The 16304-nt window shown below is 57.8% G+C and carries 17 protein-coding genes; 15 read left to right on the top strand and 2 right to left on the bottom strand.

Annotated features, from left to right (window positions below; translation table 11 throughout):
- The 9 genes from GSQ91_RS22450 to GSQ91_RS22410 all read left to right on the top strand — a co-directional run.
- On the top strand, positions 1-381 hold a 381-nt coding region (locus tag GSQ91_RS22450), incomplete at its 5' end, for a 4Fe-4S binding protein (RefSeq protein ID WP_174240720.1).
- On the top strand, positions 378-1568 hold the full coding sequence (nuoH, locus tag GSQ91_RS22445) for an NADH-quinone oxidoreductase subunit NuoH (RefSeq protein WP_174240719.1): 1191 nt from the start codon (positions 378-380) through the stop codon (positions 1566-1568). The genes GSQ91_RS22450 and nuoH, both read left to right, overlap by 4 nt.
- 15 nt (positions 1569-1583) lie before the next feature.
- A complete protein-coding gene (locus GSQ91_RS22440) occupies positions 1584-2081 on the top strand; it encodes an NADH-quinone oxidoreductase subunit J (protein ID WP_158823993.1) in 498 nt (165 codons plus the stop codon).
- A complete protein-coding gene (gene nuoK / locus GSQ91_RS22435; protein ID WP_158823992.1) occupies positions 2078-2389 on the top strand; it encodes an NADH-quinone oxidoreductase subunit NuoK in 312 nt (103 codons plus the stop codon). The genes GSQ91_RS22440 and nuoK overlap by 4 nt, the downstream gene beginning before the upstream one ends.
- Before the next feature lie 13 nt (positions 2390-2402).
- On the top strand, positions 2403-4496 hold the full coding sequence (nuoL, locus tag GSQ91_RS22430; protein WP_158823991.1) for an NADH-quinone oxidoreductase subunit L: 2094 nt from the start codon (positions 2403-2405) through the stop codon (positions 4494-4496).
- Positions 4496-6040 (top strand): NuoM family protein, encoded by a 1545-nt coding sequence (locus tag GSQ91_RS22425; protein WP_158823990.1) that lies wholly within the window; start codon positions 4496-4498, stop codon positions 6038-6040. The genes nuoL and GSQ91_RS22425 overlap by 1 nt, the downstream gene beginning before the upstream one ends.
- A gap of 10 nt (positions 6041-6050) precedes the next feature.
- Positions 6051-7583 (top strand): NuoM family protein, encoded by a 1533-nt coding sequence (locus GSQ91_RS22420; protein ID WP_158823989.1) that lies wholly within the window; start codon positions 6051-6053, stop codon positions 7581-7583.
- A complete protein-coding gene (locus GSQ91_RS22415) occupies positions 7580-9019 on the top strand; it encodes an NADH-quinone oxidoreductase subunit N (RefSeq protein WP_158823988.1) in 1440 nt (479 codons plus the stop codon). The genes GSQ91_RS22420 and GSQ91_RS22415 overlap by 4 nt, the downstream gene beginning before the upstream one ends.
- A 156-nt stretch (positions 9020-9175) precedes the next feature.
- On the top strand, positions 9176-9496 hold the full coding sequence (locus GSQ91_RS22410; RefSeq protein WP_158823987.1) for a hypothetical protein: 321 nt from the start codon (positions 9176-9178) through the stop codon (positions 9494-9496).
- A gap of 101 nt (positions 9497-9597) precedes the next feature.
- Here GSQ91_RS22410 and GSQ91_RS22405 read toward each other — a convergent pair whose 3' ends face one another.
- Entirely contained in the window at positions 9598-10155 is a 558-nt protein-coding gene (locus GSQ91_RS22405; protein WP_158824560.1) for a TetR/AcrR family transcriptional regulator C-terminal domain-containing protein, read from the bottom strand.
- A gap of 357 nt (positions 10156-10512) precedes the next feature.
- On the opposite strand from GSQ91_RS22405, the gene GSQ91_RS22400 reads away from it, so the two are divergent.
- Positions 10513-11325 carry an NIPSNAP family protein gene (locus tag GSQ91_RS22400; protein ID WP_158823986.1) on the top strand — a complete coding sequence of 271 codons (813 nt, stop codon included), beginning with the start codon at positions 10513-10515 and terminating at the stop codon, positions 11323-11325.
- A gap of 56 nt (positions 11326-11381) precedes the next feature.
- On the opposite strand, the gene GSQ91_RS22395 is transcribed toward GSQ91_RS22400, so the two are convergent.
- The gene (locus GSQ91_RS22395) at positions 11382-12308 is read right to left on the bottom strand and encodes a LysR family transcriptional regulator (protein WP_158823985.1); all 927 of its coding nucleotides are present in this window, start codon (positions 12306-12308) and stop codon (positions 11382-11384) included.
- 128 nt (positions 12309-12436) lie between these two features.
- Between GSQ91_RS22395 and GSQ91_RS22390 the strand changes: the two genes are divergently transcribed.
- The 5 genes from GSQ91_RS22390 (at position 12437) to GSQ91_RS22370 (ending at position 16146) form a co-directional block, all read left to right on the top strand.
- Positions 12437-13012 (top strand): NADPH-dependent FMN reductase, encoded by a 576-nt coding sequence (locus GSQ91_RS22390; protein WP_158823984.1) that lies wholly within the window; start codon positions 12437-12439, stop codon positions 13010-13012.
- Positions 13013-13021: 9 nt separating this feature from the next.
- On the top strand, positions 13022-13930 hold the full coding sequence (locus GSQ91_RS22385; protein ID WP_158823983.1) for a transporter: 909 nt from the start codon (positions 13022-13024) through the stop codon (positions 13928-13930).
- A 38-nt stretch (positions 13931-13968) separates the two neighbouring features.
- On the top strand, positions 13969-14400 hold the full coding sequence (locus tag GSQ91_RS22380) for a hypothetical protein (RefSeq protein ID WP_158823982.1): 432 nt from the start codon (positions 13969-13971) through the stop codon (positions 14398-14400).
- Between the two features lie 287 nt (positions 14401-14687).
- A complete protein-coding gene (locus GSQ91_RS22375; protein WP_158823981.1) occupies positions 14688-15194 on the top strand; it encodes a cupin domain-containing protein in 507 nt (168 codons plus the stop codon).
- A 58-nt stretch (positions 15195-15252) separates the two neighbouring features.
- Positions 15253-16146, top strand: coding sequence for an aldo/keto reductase (locus tag GSQ91_RS22370; protein ID WP_158823980.1), 894 nt, complete (start codon positions 15253-15255; stop codon positions 16144-16146).
- The last annotated feature ends 158 nt before the right edge of the window (positions 16147-16304 follow it).

The following is a 16304-nucleotide window of genomic DNA, read 5'->3' as shown; positions in this document are numbered from 1 at the left end:
CCGCCGAAGTGCATCTTCATTGAGAAGAGTACCGACAAAAAACCTGACGCCGTCGGCAAACCACAGTTCTATCCGACTCGCTTCAACATTGATGTCTCTGTCTGCATGAGTTGCCAGATCTGCGTCGAAGTCTGCCCCTTCGACGCCATCAAGATGGACAACGACTTTGAAGCTAGCGCCACGGGTCGCTTCAGCGATCTTCTTTGGACCAAAGAGCGCCTCGCAAAGCCCAACGAGTACTACCACCAGGTCCATCCCACCGAAGCCGCCGACGTCGACGCCGCGCTCGCCGCGGCACGAGCCAAGGCTGCGGCGCCAAAACCTGCTGCCTCACCCGCGCCACCGGCGCCGTCAGCAACCGGAGGCGCACCGGAGAAATGACGCATCTGCCCATCACACAAACGATTGACCAGATATTCGTTCTATCGAAGACATGGATCATGGGCTATGTCCCTGCCGCTTTTCAGCCCATAGTTTCCGCCATCCTTTCCGTCGCACCTGTCCTCGTCGTCTTTCCAATGCTCTTCGCGATCACCACCGTCCTCGAGCGCAAAGGCCTGGGCCGCATGCAGAACCGCTACGGCCCCAACCGCGTCGGCCCCTACGGTTTCTGGCAGCCCATCGCGGACGGCATCAAATCGCTCACCAAGGAAGATGTCATTCCGCGCACTGCGGATCAGGTCGTCCACTTCCTCGCGCCGCTGCTTCTGGTCCTCGCCGCATTCCTCGCCTACGCGGTTCTTCCCATCGGCCGCAACATGGTCATCGCGAACCTCAGCGCAGGCGTTCTCTTCTTTTTCGCCATCGGGTCCATGGTGGAACTCGCCGTCTTCATGGCCGGATGGTCCAGCCGCAGCAAATACTCACTCCTCGGAGCCATGCGCGCCGTAGCCCAAATGATCAGCTACGAGATCCCGCTCGTTCTTTCCGCAATCGTCGTCATCATGGCCACGGGCACGCTCTCCACCGTCTCCATCGTCGACGCGCAGGCACGCTACATCGGCATCCTGCCGCACTGGTACGTCCTCACGCCGTGGGGCTTCTGCGGTTTCATCCTCTTCATGATCGCCGCCACCGCCGAGTCCAACCGCTCCCCCTTCGACCTTCCGGAAGGCGAATCCGAAATCATCGCCGGCTATTACATCGAATACTCCGGCTTCAAGTTCGCGCTCTTCTTTCTAGGCGAATACCTCGGCATGTTCGCCACCTCCGGCCTCGCCATCACGCTCTTCCTCGGCGGCTGGTCCGCGCCCTTCTCGTTCCTCACGTGGATTCCGTCTTACCTCTGGTTCTTCCTCAAGCTGCTCGTCTTCATTGCGGCCTTCATCTGGGTCCGCGGCACGTTTCCCCGCCTGCGCATGGACCAACTCATGGGCTTCGCCTGGAAGTTCATGCTCCCCATGACGCTCCTTAACCTCATCGACGCTGCCGTCTGGCACCTGATGCCCCACAACATCCTGCGCTGGCTCGTCTGCATCGCCATCTTCGCAATCCCCTGCTTCCTCCTAAGCCGCAACCTCAAGCAGCGCAAACAGCTTCAAATTCGCACCTACCGTTTCGCCGAATAAGTTTCGCCGACCAACATGCACGCAACCTTCTTCATCCTCGCCGCACTCACTATCGCCGGAGCCTCCGCCGCGATGGGTCTGCGCAATCTCATCCACTGCGTCCTCGCACTCACACTGGGCTTCGTCGGCCTCGCCCTGCTCTATCTTTCTCTCGGCGCGCAGTTCGTCGGCTTCACACAGATCCTCGTTTACGTCGGCGCCATCGCCATCCTCGCCGTCTTCGCTATCATGATGACCCGTAGCGCCGGCCCGCACCCGCAGCCCGCGCTCAGCTCCTTCTGGATCACCGGCTGCGTCATCGCCGGAGCCACGTTCGCAGTCCTTGCCTGGGCAATCCTCCGCAGCAATATCGCTACGCCGACGCCCGCACAGCCCGCCGTCTCCACCAACCAAATCGGCGACGCGCTCATGCACAGCTTCGCTCTCCCGCTTGAAATCATGGGCTTGCTCCTCACCGCCGCACTGATCGGCGCTGTCATCATCGCGATGCCACAGAACAGGAGCAGCAGATGACCCCACTCACCGGCTACCTTCTGCTCTCCGCGTTGCTCTTCTCCATCGGCCTTGCCGGCGCGCTCACTCGCCGCAACGCCATCCTCGTCCTCATCGGCATCGAGCTCATGCTAAACGCCGCCAACCTCAACTTCATCGCCTTCTGGCGCTACGGCCCGCATCCCGAAGCCCTCACCGGAATCCTCTTCACTATCTTTTCCATCAGCATCGCCGCCGCCGAAGCCGCCGTAGGCCTCGGCATTATCCTCGCCGTCTATCGTCACCACAAGACCATCGACCTCGACCACATCAACACCCTGAAGGGCTGAACACTTAGAACGAATGACCTGGATTCTCCCCAACCTGTGGCTGATCCCCGCGCTGCCTATACTCGCAGCCGGTACCATCGCGATCACGAAGCGACCTCACGGCAGCCTCGCGGCCGCGCTCGCCATCGGCTCCATGTCCGTCTCGTTTCTGCTCTCCGTCGTCGCCTTCACGCACACGCTTTCCATCGGTCACGGCAACAACATCAAAGAAGCCTTCAACCTCAATTGGTTTCAATTCGGCAGCGACTGGGTTCGCATCGGCTGGCTCCTCAGCCCGCTCACTGTCGTCATGCTTCTAATGGTCACCTTCGTCGGCCTGCTCATCTTCATCTACAGCATCGGCTACATGGAGCACGACGAGAACTTCACGCGCTTCTTCTGCTTCCTCGCCCTCTTCGCCGGAGCCATGCTCGGCGTCATCATCGCCAACAGCCTTCTGCTTCTCTTCATGTGCTGGGAGATCGTCGGCCTCACCTCCTATCTCCTCATCGGCTTCTGGTACGCGAACCCCGCCGCCGCGGCTGCCGCAAAAAAAGCCTTCCTCGTCACGCGCATCGGCGACATCGGTCTCTTTCTCGGCATAGCCTGGCTTTATCACCAGACTGGCACCCTGCTCTTCTACGACAACGGCGCCGGCTGCCTCGAGCCCTCCGCCCTCAACGCGCTCGTCTCGCACACCACCATCCTCGGCCTCACGGTATCCACTGGCATTGGCATCCTCATCTTCTGCGGAGCAGCCGGAAAGTCCGGCCAGTTTCCCCTGCACGTCTGGCTGCCGGACGCGATGGAAGGCCCAACTCCCGTCAGCGCTCTCATCCACGCAGCCACCATGGTCGCGGCTGGAGTCTTCCTCGTCGCGCGCGTCTACCCGCTCATGAGCGCGCAGGTCGTCAACGTCCTCACGCCTTCCGTCGCGCTGCAGGTCATCACCTGGGTCGGAGCTCTCACCGCTCTCTTCGGCGCGCTCATCGCCGTCGCGCAGTTCGACATCAAGCGCATCCTCGCCTACTCCACCATCTCGCAGCTCGGCTACATGATGATGGGACTCGGCGTCGGCGGCGTTCCCGTAGGCATGTTCCATCTCGTCACGCATGCCTTCTTCAAGGCACTCCTCTTCCTCGGCGCAGGCTCCGTCATCCACGGCAGCAATGGCGAGCAAGACATCCGTCACATGGGCGGCCTGCGCAGATTCATGCCACTCACCTTTGCCACCTACGCCGTCGGCATGCTCGCGCTCTGCGGCTTCCCTCTCTTCTTCTCCGGCTTCTGGAGCAAAGACGAAATCCTCCATGCCGCCTACGACTGGCCGCTCTCGCACACGCCGTTTTACATGGGAGCCATTGGCGCGTTGCTCACTGCCTTCTACATGACGCGCCAGATCTGCTACGTGTTCGCCGCCGCTTCGCGCAAGCCGCTCCCCTCTCACTCCTTCCTGCATGACGACTACGACTCCGCCGCCGCGCACCACGATGGCCCGCCGCATGAGAGTCCCTCCGTCATGACCGTGCCGCTCATCATTCTCGCCGCCTGCACCATGCTTCTCGGCTTCATCGGCGCGCCTTCATGGCCATGGTTCCAGGACTTCCTGGAAGACAAGTACGCCGTGCTCAACCTCTCCGCCTTCAGCGGCAACGGGATTCTCCCCGTCATGCTCTCGTCGTCCACTTTGGTCTTCATCGGCCTCGCCCTCGGCTGGATACTCTATGGCCGCAAGATCACGCACGCTGAGCAACCCGACGCACTGCAGCAGATCCAGCCGCACACATTTTCCGTGCTCCATCACGCCTTCTACATCGACAAGTTCTACGCCAACACCGTCGTCCGTCTCAATACCCTGCTCTCGCACGTCGCCGACAGGCTTGACCGCTGGTTCTTCAACTCCATCGTGCAGGCCATCTCCTACCTGGTCCTCGGCCTCGCTTACACCGATAACTTTGTCGACACACACTTCGTCAACGCCGGCTTCGATGAAGGCTGCACTACCGTCTCGCGTAGCGCAAAGCTACTCGCCCTCCTCCAGCGTGGTCGCATCCAAAGCTATCTTCGCTATGTCGGCCTCGCATTCTTCCTCGCTGCCGCGCTCCTGCTCTGGAGGGCCAAAGCATAATGCCCTTCCTCTCCATCCTCACCGCGCTCCCGGTTATTGGCGCCATCCTCGTGGCCCTCACCGGGCGCAAACCCAAGCTCGCACGCATCCTCGCGCTCACGTTCAGCCTCGCCGCCCTGGCCCTTACTCTCGTCATCGCACTCCACTTCGACCACGCGTCGACCACGCTGCAATTTCAAGAACGGCACGCCTGGATTCCCGCTCTCAGCATCGAGTACCGACTCGCCATCGATGGCCTCGGCCTTCTCATGCTTCTGCTCTCAGCCATCGTCGTCCCCATCGGTATCGCCGCCTCTTGGCACATTGAAGATCGCGCCGCACTCTACTTCGCGCTTGTTCTCCTTCTACAATCCTGCCTCTTCGGCGTATTCACCGCACTCAACTTCATTCACTGGTTCACCTTCTGGGAACTCAGCATCATTCCCGCCTTCTTCCTCATTAAGCTCTGGGGAGGCCAGCGCCGCACCACCGCCGCCACCCAGTTCCTCGTCTACACCATGGTCGGCAGCATCGCCATGCTGCTCAGCTTCATTGCCCTCTTCCTCGCCACGCACAGCTTTGACTTCATCGAGCTGGCGCATCTCACCCAAGCCAATCAGCTCATGCCCGCTGTCGTCTCCACACTCGGCACGCACCGCTTCCTCACGCATCACCTCGCGCTTCTCCTCTTTGCTGGAGCCTTCCTCGGTTTCGCCGTAAAAGTTCCGCTCATCCCGTTCCACACCTGGCTGCCGGCCGCTTACTCGGAAGCCCCCAGCGGCACCACCGCCATCCTCACTGGCGCCATGTCGAAGATGGGTATCTACGGCTTCCTTCGCGTTCTGCTCCCTATCTTCTGGCCGCAGATGCAGCTCGTCCTCACGCCTTTGCTCTGGCTGGCCGTCGCCACCATTGTGCTCTCGACGTACTCCGCGCTCGCCCAGACGGACCTTAAGCGCATCTTCGCTTACTCCTCCATCAACCATCTCGGCTACTGCCTGCTGGCAATCTTCGCCGCGGCAAAGTTCATCGGTGGCGATGCGTCGCTCACAGCCGAAAAATATGCCGCCATCAACGGCACACTGCTCCAGAGCTTCAACCACGGACTCACGGCGGCCACCATCTTCTGGTTCATCGCACTGCTTGAAAAGCGTAGCGGAGGTCTGCGTGGCCTTCACGACTTCGGCGGTCTCCGCAAAGCCGCTCCCGTTTTCACTGGGCTGATGGGCATCGCACTCTTCTCGTCGCTCGGGCTCCCCGGCCTAAATGGCTTTATCGGCGAGTTCCTTATCTTCAAGGGCTCATTTCCTCTCGTCACCTGGGCCACGTCGCTCTCAGCCATCGGCCTCATGATTACGGCGATCTTCATCCTCGGCATCCTGCAAAAAGTCTTCTCGGGGCCGCTCCATGAAAAGTGGTCCACCTTCGCCGACCTCACCACCGGCGAGCGCCTCGCACTGGCGCCCGCCATCGCTCTGCTGTTCGCCTTTGGCCTTTATCCGCAAATTCTCATCGCATTCTTTAACACCACAACAATGCAACTCGTGAATCAACTCAAGTTCTGACCGCTAACCAATGCTCGCGTGGACGATCTACATCTCGTTTCTGGCAGCGCTCCTCTTACTGCTGCTGCCGAAAAATAGCGCCGCAGCCGCGCGCCTCCTCGCGCTGCTCGCGGCCATCGCCGGTTTCGCCGTCGCCCTCACCGCCTTCATCCACCACCGCACCGGCGAGTTGCTCACCATCACGCGCATCCCGTGGATTCCCTCTCTGGGCATCGAGTACCATCTCGCCGCCGACGGCATCAGTCTCTGCCTAGTTCTTCTCACCGGCATCGTCGCCATCGCCGGCATACTCTTCTCCTGGAATATCGAGCACCGCACCAAAGAGTTCTTCGCCTTCTATCTCCTCCTCATCGGCTCCGTCTACGGAGTCTTCCTCAGCTACGACCTCTTCCTCCTCTTCGTCTTCTACGAAATCGTCATCATCCCCAAGTACTTCCTCATCGCCATCTGGGGTTCCACTCGCAAGGAGTACGGCGCGATGAAACTCGCGCTCTACTCCTTCGTCGGCTCCGCGATGGTCCTCATCGGACTCATCGCCGCTTACGTCACCTCCGGCATCCACACCATGTCGCTCACCCGGCTGGCGCAAGCACACTTCTCACCGCACTTTCAGTTGATGGCCTTCCCGCTGGTCTTTATCGGCTTCGCCATCCTCGCCGGCCTCTGGCCGTTCCACACATGGGCGCCCACCGGCCACGTTGCCGCACCCACAGCCGCTTCCATGCTTCTCGCCGGAGTCGTCATGAAGCTCGGCGCTTACGGCTGCCTCCGCGTGGCCATGACACTCTTCCCGCTCGGCCTTTCTCCATGGGGCTTCCATATCCTCGGCCTCGGCTCCTGGCGCGATGTCTTCGCCATCCTTGCCATCATCGGGATCATTTACGGCGCATCCGTCGCCCTCGTGCAAAAAGACTTCAAGTTCGTCATCGGTTACTCCAGCGTCAGCCACATGGGCTTCATTCTCCTGGGCCTCATGACGCTCAACCAGATCGGCCTCTCCGGCGCGATCATCCAGATGTTTTCGCACGGCATCCTCGCCGGCCTGCTCTTCGCCACCGTTGGACGCATGGTCTACGACCGCACCCACACCCGCGACCTCAACATTCTCGGCCCGATGAACCTCAACAAGGCCATTCCCTTCGCGGCAATCACCTTCGTCATCGCCGGTATGGCCAGCATGGGCCTTCCTGGCTTCAGCGGCTTCGTAGCGGAGCTGATGATTCTCATCGGCGCATGGCGTGCCTTCCCCATACTGGCCCTCTGCGTCGGCCTGGGCATCCTCATCGGCATCGTCTACGTCTGGCGCGCGATGCAAAAAGCCTTCTTCGCAGATGCCACTCACGGAGAGGCCGTCACGAACGACCACCACACTTCATCCACCGAGGCACTCCCTCCCATCACGCTCCCCGAACGCCTCGGCGCCCTGCTTCTCATCGCCACCAGCGTCACCATAGGTCTCTATCCGCAGATCCTCCTGAAGCTCATCGTTCCGGCTCTCAACTCGCCGCTCTTTGACGGCATCCGCAGAGGGAGCTGGCAATGACCTACACCCACCTTCTCCATCTGGCGCTCCCCGAAGTCATCATCGTCATCACTTCCGTGATCGTCCTTGCCGTCGATCTCCTCATCCTTCGCAACAGCGCAACAAAAACCCGCTTCACCGCGGCCTCCCTGCTCGCAACTCTTGGGTGCGCAGCAGCCATCTGCCATCTCGTCTATGCACCACAACGAGCCAATCTCCTCAACGGAGTCTTCCTCTCTAATCCGCTCATCAACAGCGTCCAGATCATCCTTCTTGTCCTGAGCATCTTTATTCTGCTGCTCTCCAGCGACTCCACCTTCACCGATCACGTCGGCGAATTCGTCACTCTCATCCTCTTCGCCACCATCGGCATGATGTTCCTCGTGGCAACTGAGGATCTTCTTGTTCTCTTCCTTTCCCTGGAGCTCCTCAGCCTCTCTCTCTACATCCTCACCGCCTTCGACAAGCTCAACCCGCGCTCTTCTGAAGCCGCGCTTAAATACTTCCTGTTCGGCGCCATGTCCGCCGCCTTTCTGCTCTTCGGTTTCAGCCTCTTCTATGGCTTCGCAAACTCCACCAGCTTTGCGCAGATAGCCGCCGCGATACACGCCGCGCCGCTCAATCCGATTGTCGTCATCGCCATCGTCACGACCCTCGTCGGCTTCGGCTTCAAAGTGGCCGCCGTTCCGTTCCACTTCTGGGCACCCGACGTATACCAGGCCGCGCCCATCCCAGCCGCAACTTTCATCGCCTCCAGCTCCAAGGTCGCCAGCTTCTTCATATTCTTCAAGTTCATGACGATAGCTCTCAACGGCGCTTCCGGCGGGGCCGCCTGGATGCACTTCGCCACCGGCTGGACGCCTGCCCTCGCGCTCATCGCCGCCGCGTCCATGATTCTCGGCAATCTCGTAGCCATCCGCCAAACCAGCGTCCGCCGCTTGCTGGCATACTCCGCCATCGCGCACGCCGGCTACATGCTTCTCGCCATCGTAGCGCACACTCCGCAAAGCCTCTCCGCGCTCCTCTACTACGTCACTACTTACGCGCTAACAACTATCGGTGCCTTCGCCATCGTCGGCGTTGTTGAGCAGCAAACCGGCAGCGACCATCTCTCCAGCTTCAATGGTCTCAGCCGACGAGCTCCCATTCTCTCGGCCTGCCTCTTCGTCTTCATGCTTTCGCTGGCCGGAATCCCACCTCTTGCCGGATTCTTCGGCAAGTTCTTCCTGTTCGTCGCCGTAATCTCTACCCCCGGCCTCGTCTGGCTCGCGATCCTCGCCATCGCCGGAAGCGCCGTCTCCCTCTACTACTACCTTCAGGTCCTCAAACGCGCCTACGTCACCAATCCCGATGACGACGCTCCTCTGAAAACTCCACCCTTCACCCAGTTGGTAATCGTCCTGCTGGCCGCGTCAGTCATCCTTTTCGGCTGCGTTCCCAACCTCCTGATCCACTAACCAGGAAAGCCCCTTCTCACTACCGCAACTCCACAAAAACACGAATTTCAGCCACCAGGCCAATCGCATACATTCAAGATTGTTCCGCAGGAAACATCGAAACTTTCCTGCCTGATCAAGGCTTTGGTACACTTCCCGCCTCAACGGAGGAGCCTCATGACATCCCTTGAACTAACAGAAATCGTCGACCAACGCATGGCCGATCCCGCAGTTCTAGGACGTTTAGCCTGCAATCTCCGCAGCGGCGACCTGATCGAACAACGCCATCACGACAACCGCAAACTGAGCCTGGTTTGGCAAGACAAAGGAGATTCTTGGTGCTGCACCATCTACTCCAACGAGAAACGGGAACACCTCATCGCACAGGTCGACATCCATGAAAATACTACCGTTCGCGTCGAATCCTATGAGCCCTGTCGGATCACCATCTCACCCGAAGACGGCATCCTCTGCCTCACTCGTTACAAACCTCTTTAATTCGTTACGGCAACGAATACAGTGCAGTTATTACAAGATTTACCGACACCATCTGCTTAACTTCAGCGCCATCAGTAAATGTGACGCTGACTGCTGTCGAGTCATGCGGCCTCAACGCTACCGCTCCCGAGAATGACATCGACGGCAGCGCAAGCTAAGCGCTCGAGCTCGGCATCGTTTGCGTGCTTACCAACCCCTGCCAACAGACGGTAGAGCACGTCCCCTGTTAATGAGTCGTGAAGCATTACCGCCATCCGTTCGATTGGAATCGAGGTCTTTCGCAACTCGTCCTTATGACTTTCCAGCAACGATCGTATGAAGGAGGCCGTTCTTGCAGGACCGTGTGTGTACCATGCCTCCCCTACTTCCGGACAGTTCACGGCCTCGCCGATGGCGAGACGATGAAGCTCCACGGACTTTTTCGCGGTGATGAGCTTCAGGATCTGAAACGAGAGTTTCTTCAAACTCGCTTCAAGGTTCAATCCGGAGTAGTCAATCTTCGTGAGCGGTTCATTTGCCTCTCGGCACAGGTTCTCGATACTGCTGATGAAAAGCCCGCACTTCCCACCGAATTCGCTGTAAACCGTACTTTTCGAACCGCCAGCCAGCTCGACGATTTTGTCGATGGTGACGCCTTCATAGCCGCTCTTCAGGAACAAGTCTCCCGCAACTTTCTGAAGCTTGCTATTTCGAACGTCTCCTCGCGACCTCTTGTTAGGCATCCATCTCTCCCCATCTCAAGCCCTTACTGCATCCCAAAAGCATTCAAGTCTATCTCCAGCTTGAATCCTCTAGTAGCAGTATCTTATGTGACCGATGGCGTCCGGCCACTCTGGCTTTCGAGTCCCTATCGAGTGGCCGGACCCTGCGTTTATAGTGTAACGTACAGTACAGTACACACCTCGCAGAAAATAGCGAAGTATACGGAGAATGCAATACCGCCATTGTGACCGGAACCGCTAAGTGGTAATCCCGAAAGTGTTTGGACTAAGCTATCTAATCCCAAGGAGACTCCATTGGATCGTCGCAATTTTCTATCTAGCTCCCTCGCTGCTTCAGCCCTCACGTTTGCTACTGCTGGTGATTTACTTTCTCAGACAGGCTCTACTGCGGACAACTCTGCGCCCGAATACATGGATTTGCGGCGGTACCATCTGGCAAGTGGACCGGGCGTAAAGCTCACCAATGATTTTTTTGCGGATGCTCTCATTCCGGCATTGAACCGACTCGGCATTGGACCAGTGGGTGCATTCTCTGTTTACTTCGGACCGGACAGCCCGTCCTATTATCTGCTGATGCCAAGTTCGAAGCTGGAAACTTTAGTGACAGCCGACCTTGAGTTGGCGAAGGACGATGTCTTTATGAAGTCAGCTGCGCCGTTCTGGGATGCTCCTGCGGCCACGCCACCCTACATTCGCATAGAGAGTTCCCTGTTGCGGGCGTTCCCGGGATATCCGAAGGTCACTCCGCCGGCCTCCGCCGCAGCCAAGGGAAAGCGCATCTATCACCTTCGTCAATATCAGTCACCGACAAACATGGATCACGTTCGGAAGGTGGAGATGTTTCATAACGGCGAGTTCGGTATTTTCGCGAAAGCCGGCGCTACGGGAGTCTTCTACGCCGATACACTGGTCGGACCGAATCTGCCGAATCTTACCTATATGCTTAGCTTTCCTGATATGAACTCGCTTGAGGCAGATTGGGAGAAGTTTTCCGCCGATCCAGATTGGAAGAAGCTCTCGGCTGATCCAAGGTTTCAGCTAGACCCGCCAACGGTATCAAATATCACAAGCCTCGTGCTGCGTCCGCTTCCCTGTTCGCAAGTTTAGTGCGATTCCAGGAAACGAGAAAAGTGCCCTCCGTAAACAGGAGGGCTCCGACCGCCTTAAGTGGACTTCGGCATCCGTGAAAGTTCGGCAAGTGTTTCCAGAAAGAGTTCAACCGTCGTCTTCCCAGGAATGTCGGTCCGCTTCGGCCGTATCAGAATGGCGATTCGCCATTTGGGAAGCTTTGGAGCCTGACTCAGAATCCGCAACGTATGAAGCTGATGGGACTCGGCGGAGGAACGAGCCAGGGCTGACGGCACGATTGCGACGCCAAGACCATGAGCCACGAAATAGAGTTGCGTCTCAATATCGCTCACCTCATATACGCTCGTTCTCAGCAAATGGTGCTGGGTGAAGACCTGATCCACCAGCTTCCGCAGAGCCCTCTCCGGCATGAGGTCCACAAAGCTCTCATGGCTGAGCATTTCGAGTCGCACACTGCTGCTCCTTGCCAACGCATGCTTGCTCGAACAAATCGCAACGAGTGAGTCTTGTGCGTAGGGGATGACCTGAACACCAGGCCATTGCTCTTTGCCAAGGATTGCCTGAAAGCTCAGATCGACATACCCCGAACGCACCAGGGCAGGAACTGCTTCTGTAGAAAGAGCGCGAACTGCAAACTCGATCTCCGGGTACGACGAGTGGAACCGTTGCAGCAAGGTCGCGAGTTGCACGTACGGTGTCAGGCTTTGCAGAATGCCGAGATGCAGACGGCCTCTGACGACGCCATCCTGAGACCGGACCGCCTGAACCCCATCGTTCAGCAACGCGAGACAACCGCGCGCATGCTCCAGGAAAAGCTCTCCAGCCGCAGTCAATGAGACTTTGCGAGTCGTCCGCGTAACCAGTTGGCTTCCGAGCTCCTGTTCGAGCTCTTTGATGGACACGGACAGCCCCGATTGAACGATGTTCATGCGTTGCGCGGCGGTCGTAAACTTACCCTCCTCCGCCAATGCGATGAAGTTCTGCAGGTGTCGTATCTCCATAGGGTCACTCCTCTATTCATCATCATTAGAGATATATATTATGCGAACCTTTTGTTGGACACATGAATAAGATGCGCCTAGCCTCGTGAATGTGAGCGCTTGACACAGCCGCAGACGAGGAGAACAACATGAACCGCACGGGAGAAACAGTTCGAGTAGTCGGTATTTCGGGAAGCCTCCGCAAAACGTCTTTCAGCACGTCGCTGCTGAAGATACTTGCTGAAAAGGCCGCGCCTGCAATCGACATTCAAGTCGTGACGCTGGAAGACATTCCCCTCTATAACGAGGACCTTGATCGGACCCCTGAGATCCCCTCAGTTGCAGCGTTCAAGAAGATCATTGCGGAGAGCGAAGGAGTCCTGATCACAACGCCTGAATACAACCACGGCGTGCCTGGCGTTCTGAAGAATGCACTTGACTGGGCCTCGCGTCCGGTCTTCGAATCATGTTTCAAGAACAAGCCCGTTTCGATCATCAGTTCGTCCAAGGCGTTCACAGGCGGCGTCCGGGCCCAGTACCAGCTGCGGGAGACACTGATCTCCATGCAGGCGCACCTCGTGATGGGACCAGAAGTCGTCGTCGGTGGCGTTCACGCCAAGGTTGCGGAAGACATGTATCAGGACGAGAACGGGCTGACGTTTATGCTGCGCTCACTCGACAGACTTCGCGAAGAGATCCTGGGCCGCCGCCTGGTTTACGCCTAAGAGAGGATCATGCTCAAGCCGCTCCAATACGTTCTTTTTCTGATACTCCTCTCGGCAACTCCACTCGTCGCGCAGACGCACGTCGCTGAGCCGGCTGTGAACCTGGGTGACACCAGCTTCCTCGACGGTATCGCCGGGCCTGGCGGGGTCATTGAAGAGATTGGGGACGGCGCGCATGAAGGAACGATCGTAGACGGCTCAGGAAATACGGTCTCAGGGACTGGCACGGTTAACAGCATCAGCCAACTGACCCACGTCGCATGGATTACTCATAAGACAATCCTGGGTGGTTGGTACGGCACGGAAGTAGTGGCATCTGCAGCACACGTCAATGCCGGCAGCATGGGACAATCCGGCGGCTGGGGAGCGTTCACAGTGTCTCCCTTCATCCTTCAATGGGGCGAGCGAAAGATTGGCAATGTCCCTATCGACCAGAGAGTCGTCTTCGATTTTGATCTGCCCGTGGGCGCATACACACGATCTTCCGCGGTAAATATCGGCGCGAATGCCTTTACGGTTCATCCGTATTACGCGATTACCGCGTTCCCAGCCAAACGTATCGAGACCAGCTGGCGCGTTCACTATCTCTGGAATTCGACGAACGATAGTCCGCCATCCGCAACAGGCGCTCAATCGATGCAGGCAGGCCAGGCAATCCACTTCAACGCCACCACTGCGTACAACTTTGGCAAACATCTCTGGCTCGGCCCAAACGCCTACTATCTCCGGCAGATCACGGATGGCCGCATCCATGGCATCCCACTTCGGAACTCTCCGGAGCAAGTAGCGGCGATCGGTCCGGGCATGGTCTGGAACTCAGGGAAATGGTTCTTCTATGCGAATGGATATCACGAGTTTGGCGTTAAGAATCGACCCGAGGGAAACAAGCTCGTACTGAGGGTAGAAAAGGTCTTCTGAACGAAACCTAAGGCTTCAAATACTTTAAGGAGGAGCAGATGAAAATCCTGATCGCGTTTATCGTCGCATTCGCCATCGGTGCAGCTTCGAGAGGTACCGGCGTTCCCTCACTGGCTCCTCAGGCGATCATCGGCGCTCTCCTCATCGTAGCGATGAGTACGGGCTATGTTTCAGCCGATCGCCTTCTCAAGCGCAGCGACGCCCCCTCACCAACTGTCTCCGTATCTACGGGCGACACGGCTGAATTGGGCGTACCCAGCCAGGAGGCCATCGCCTATGAATCCCCGGCAACTCCAGAGCCTCAGAAAGATGCCGCATTCTGGCGGCAAAAAACCGAAGGACTGCAACTCATCATTGCCGATCTATTGCTGAAGAATCAACAGCTGCGCACCTCCGGAAATACTGAATCCTCCCCAGGCGCCAATCCAGTCCCTTCACATCCTGAACGTCCAGATCGACTTGATAAGTGAGTCAGAGAACCACCACTAAGCGCTTTGCTATAAAAAGCTCCCTGGTGTGGTGAGTCGCTAATTCGTTGAAGAATGAGGATGTTCAGAATAGCGAGGAGCTCAAACCGTGACGCTTTAGCGGTGCGGGACGGAGGGATTCCCTGCTTAAAGGCCAATTCTTCCAGCCCTAACTTATGAGACTCCCTGGATTATTGGTGCGTCGAACTTGATATTGAGCGCATCTGATTGTAATGTACGGTACAGTACAGTTAGTTCGCCGGACAATAGCGAACTGATCAGGAGATCAGATGGAAAACAAATCCAATGATTCGCTCACTCGCCCGATAGCAGACCCCTTTGCTCTGCAGAGTGGAGTCGCTATTCGGATGGGATCTGACCGGGATGGAATTCCGAATTCGACGATCAGCGTTGTGCACCCCGCTGGACTGAGCACCGAAACGCAGCAGACGTCAGGTTCGCTAAGGATGTCCGCCATTGCAGCCATGAATGGAATTCTCTCCTCGCTATGGGCAGGCATCTTTGTGGTCGAGCCTTCAGGGAAGACCGGCATTCACCACCATGGCGAACAGGACACCGTTGTCTACGTCCTTGAAGGAGAGGCTACGGTGCGGTGGGGTGACTTCGGAGAACACTCCGCCACTGTTCGAGCGGGCGATTTTCTACATGTGCCGGCTTGGTTGCCCCATCAGGAACTCAACCCTTCGAAGGAACAACCCTTTCGATGGGTCGTTGTACGAAGTACGTCAGAGCCGATCGTTGTCAATCTGCCTGACGATTTCTGGCCCACCGCCTGAGCACAAATCGTGGGTTGGTCATTCCTTCCAGATTCTCAACACGAAAAGGAGCAGTCTCATGATTACGAATGAGGAACAGATTCTTTCAGCAGCAGCTGCCGGCACGTTTTCCATCGGCGGCGATCTCACGGTCAACCGCCTGGGTTATGGAGCGATGCGGATCACAGGGGCAGGCGTATGGGGACCTCCCGCAGACAGAGCTGCGTCCGTTGCGACCCTTCGGCGTGCGGTTGAACTCGGAGTAAATCTGATCGACACGGCCGACTCCTACGGCCCTGGCACCTCCGAAGAGTTCATCGCAGAGGCACTCTACCCCTATCCAGCTGGATTAGTGATCGCAACCAAAGGTGGATGGGAGCGTCCTGGCCCCGGCCAATGGACACACAATGCCAGCCCGGAACATCTCACCAAAGCACTCGAGGGAAGCCTGAAGCGCCTGCGTCTGGACCATATCGATGTCTATCAACTGCACGCTCCCGACAATGCTGTGTCTTTCGAGGCATCGGTAGAAGCACTCGCCAGATTGCGCGCGCAGGGTAAAATTCGCCATGTCGCGCTCTCGAATGTGACGCGCGAACATGTGCAGAGGGCTCGCAGGATCGTACCGATTGTCTCCGTGCAGAACCGCTACAGCTTCGCTGATCGCGAATCGGACTTCATCGTCGACTACTGCGCGCAGAACGACATCGCGTTCCTTCCGTGGGCTCCGCTCGGTCAGGCAAAGGAGGCCCATGACGCCATCAAGCAGGTCGCAAACGATCTTGATGCGACTCCGTTGCAGGTCGCCTTGGCGTGGCTGCTCAAACGTTCCAAAGTGATCCTGCCTATTCCCGGAACGTCCTCGGTCAAGCACCTGGAAGAGAACATCGCTGCTGCGAGCCTTGAACTACCTCAGGCTGCGTATGACAAGTTGGCCGCTGTCAACCATCCTCCCGCAAGTCTGCGTGGTTGAAATGCGGCCAAAGCTGGAGCAGAACCCCTATAGGCATCCCCAAAGGCGATCCTTTGGACGGCGCTTTTCCCCAGGAAGGCTCCCCTCCCAAGCTCTTTCCGGGAAACAGTACTAGGGGTTCTGCTCTAAGCCATCACACGATCGACTGTCGCCAAAAT

The sequence above is a fragment of the Granulicella sp. S156 genome, assembly GCF_009766105.1.
In the GTDB taxonomy this organism is placed as follows: domain Bacteria; phylum Acidobacteriota; class Terriglobia; order Terriglobales; family Acidobacteriaceae; genus Granulicella.
The sequence above is the reverse complement of the archived record's forward strand: the minus strand, read 5'-3'. Positions and strand labels throughout refer to the sequence as shown.

Bases quoted from the DNA above. Each gene is read 5' to 3' on its own strand.
- nuoH (WP_174240719.1), top strand. From the start codon at position 378: ATGACGCATCTGCCCATCACACAAACGATTGACCAGATATTCGTTCTA.
- GSQ91_RS22440 (WP_158823993.1), top strand. From the start codon at position 1,584: ATGCACGCAACCTTCTTCATCCTCGCCGCACTCACTATCGCCGGAGCC.
- nuoK (WP_158823992.1), top strand. From the start codon at position 2,078: ATGACCCCACTCACCGGCTACCTTCTGCTCTCCGCGTTGCTCTTCTCC.
- nuoL (WP_158823991.1), top strand. From the start codon at position 2,403: ATGACCTGGATTCTCCCCAACCTGTGGCTGATCCCCGCGCTGCCTATA.
- GSQ91_RS22425 (WP_158823990.1), top strand. From the start codon at position 4,496: ATGCCCTTCCTCTCCATCCTCACCGCGCTCCCGGTTATTGGCGCCATC.
- GSQ91_RS22420 (WP_158823989.1), top strand. From the start codon at position 6,051: ATGCTCGCGTGGACGATCTACATCTCGTTTCTGGCAGCGCTCCTCTTA.
- GSQ91_RS22415 (WP_158823988.1), top strand. From the start codon at position 7,580: ATGACCTACACCCACCTTCTCCATCTGGCGCTCCCCGAAGTCATCATC.
- GSQ91_RS22410 (WP_158823987.1), top strand. From the start codon at position 9,176: ATGACATCCCTTGAACTAACAGAAATCGTCGACCAACGCATGGCCGAT.
- GSQ91_RS22395 (WP_158823985.1), bottom strand. From the start codon at position 12,308: ATGGAGATACGACACCTGCAGAACTTCATCGCATTGGCGGAGGAGGGT.
- GSQ91_RS22390 (WP_158823984.1), top strand. From the start codon at position 12,437: ATGAACCGCACGGGAGAAACAGTTCGAGTAGTCGGTATTTCGGGAAGC.
- GSQ91_RS22385 (WP_158823983.1), top strand. From the start codon at position 13,022: ATGCTCAAGCCGCTCCAATACGTTCTTTTTCTGATACTCCTCTCGGCA.
- GSQ91_RS22380 (WP_158823982.1), top strand. From the start codon at position 13,969: ATGAAAATCCTGATCGCGTTTATCGTCGCATTCGCCATCGGTGCAGCT.
- GSQ91_RS22375 (WP_158823981.1), top strand. From the start codon at position 14,688: ATGGAAAACAAATCCAATGATTCGCTCACTCGCCCGATAGCAGACCCC.
- GSQ91_RS22370 (WP_158823980.1), top strand. From the start codon at position 15,253: ATGATTACGAATGAGGAACAGATTCTTTCAGCAGCAGCTGCCGGCACG.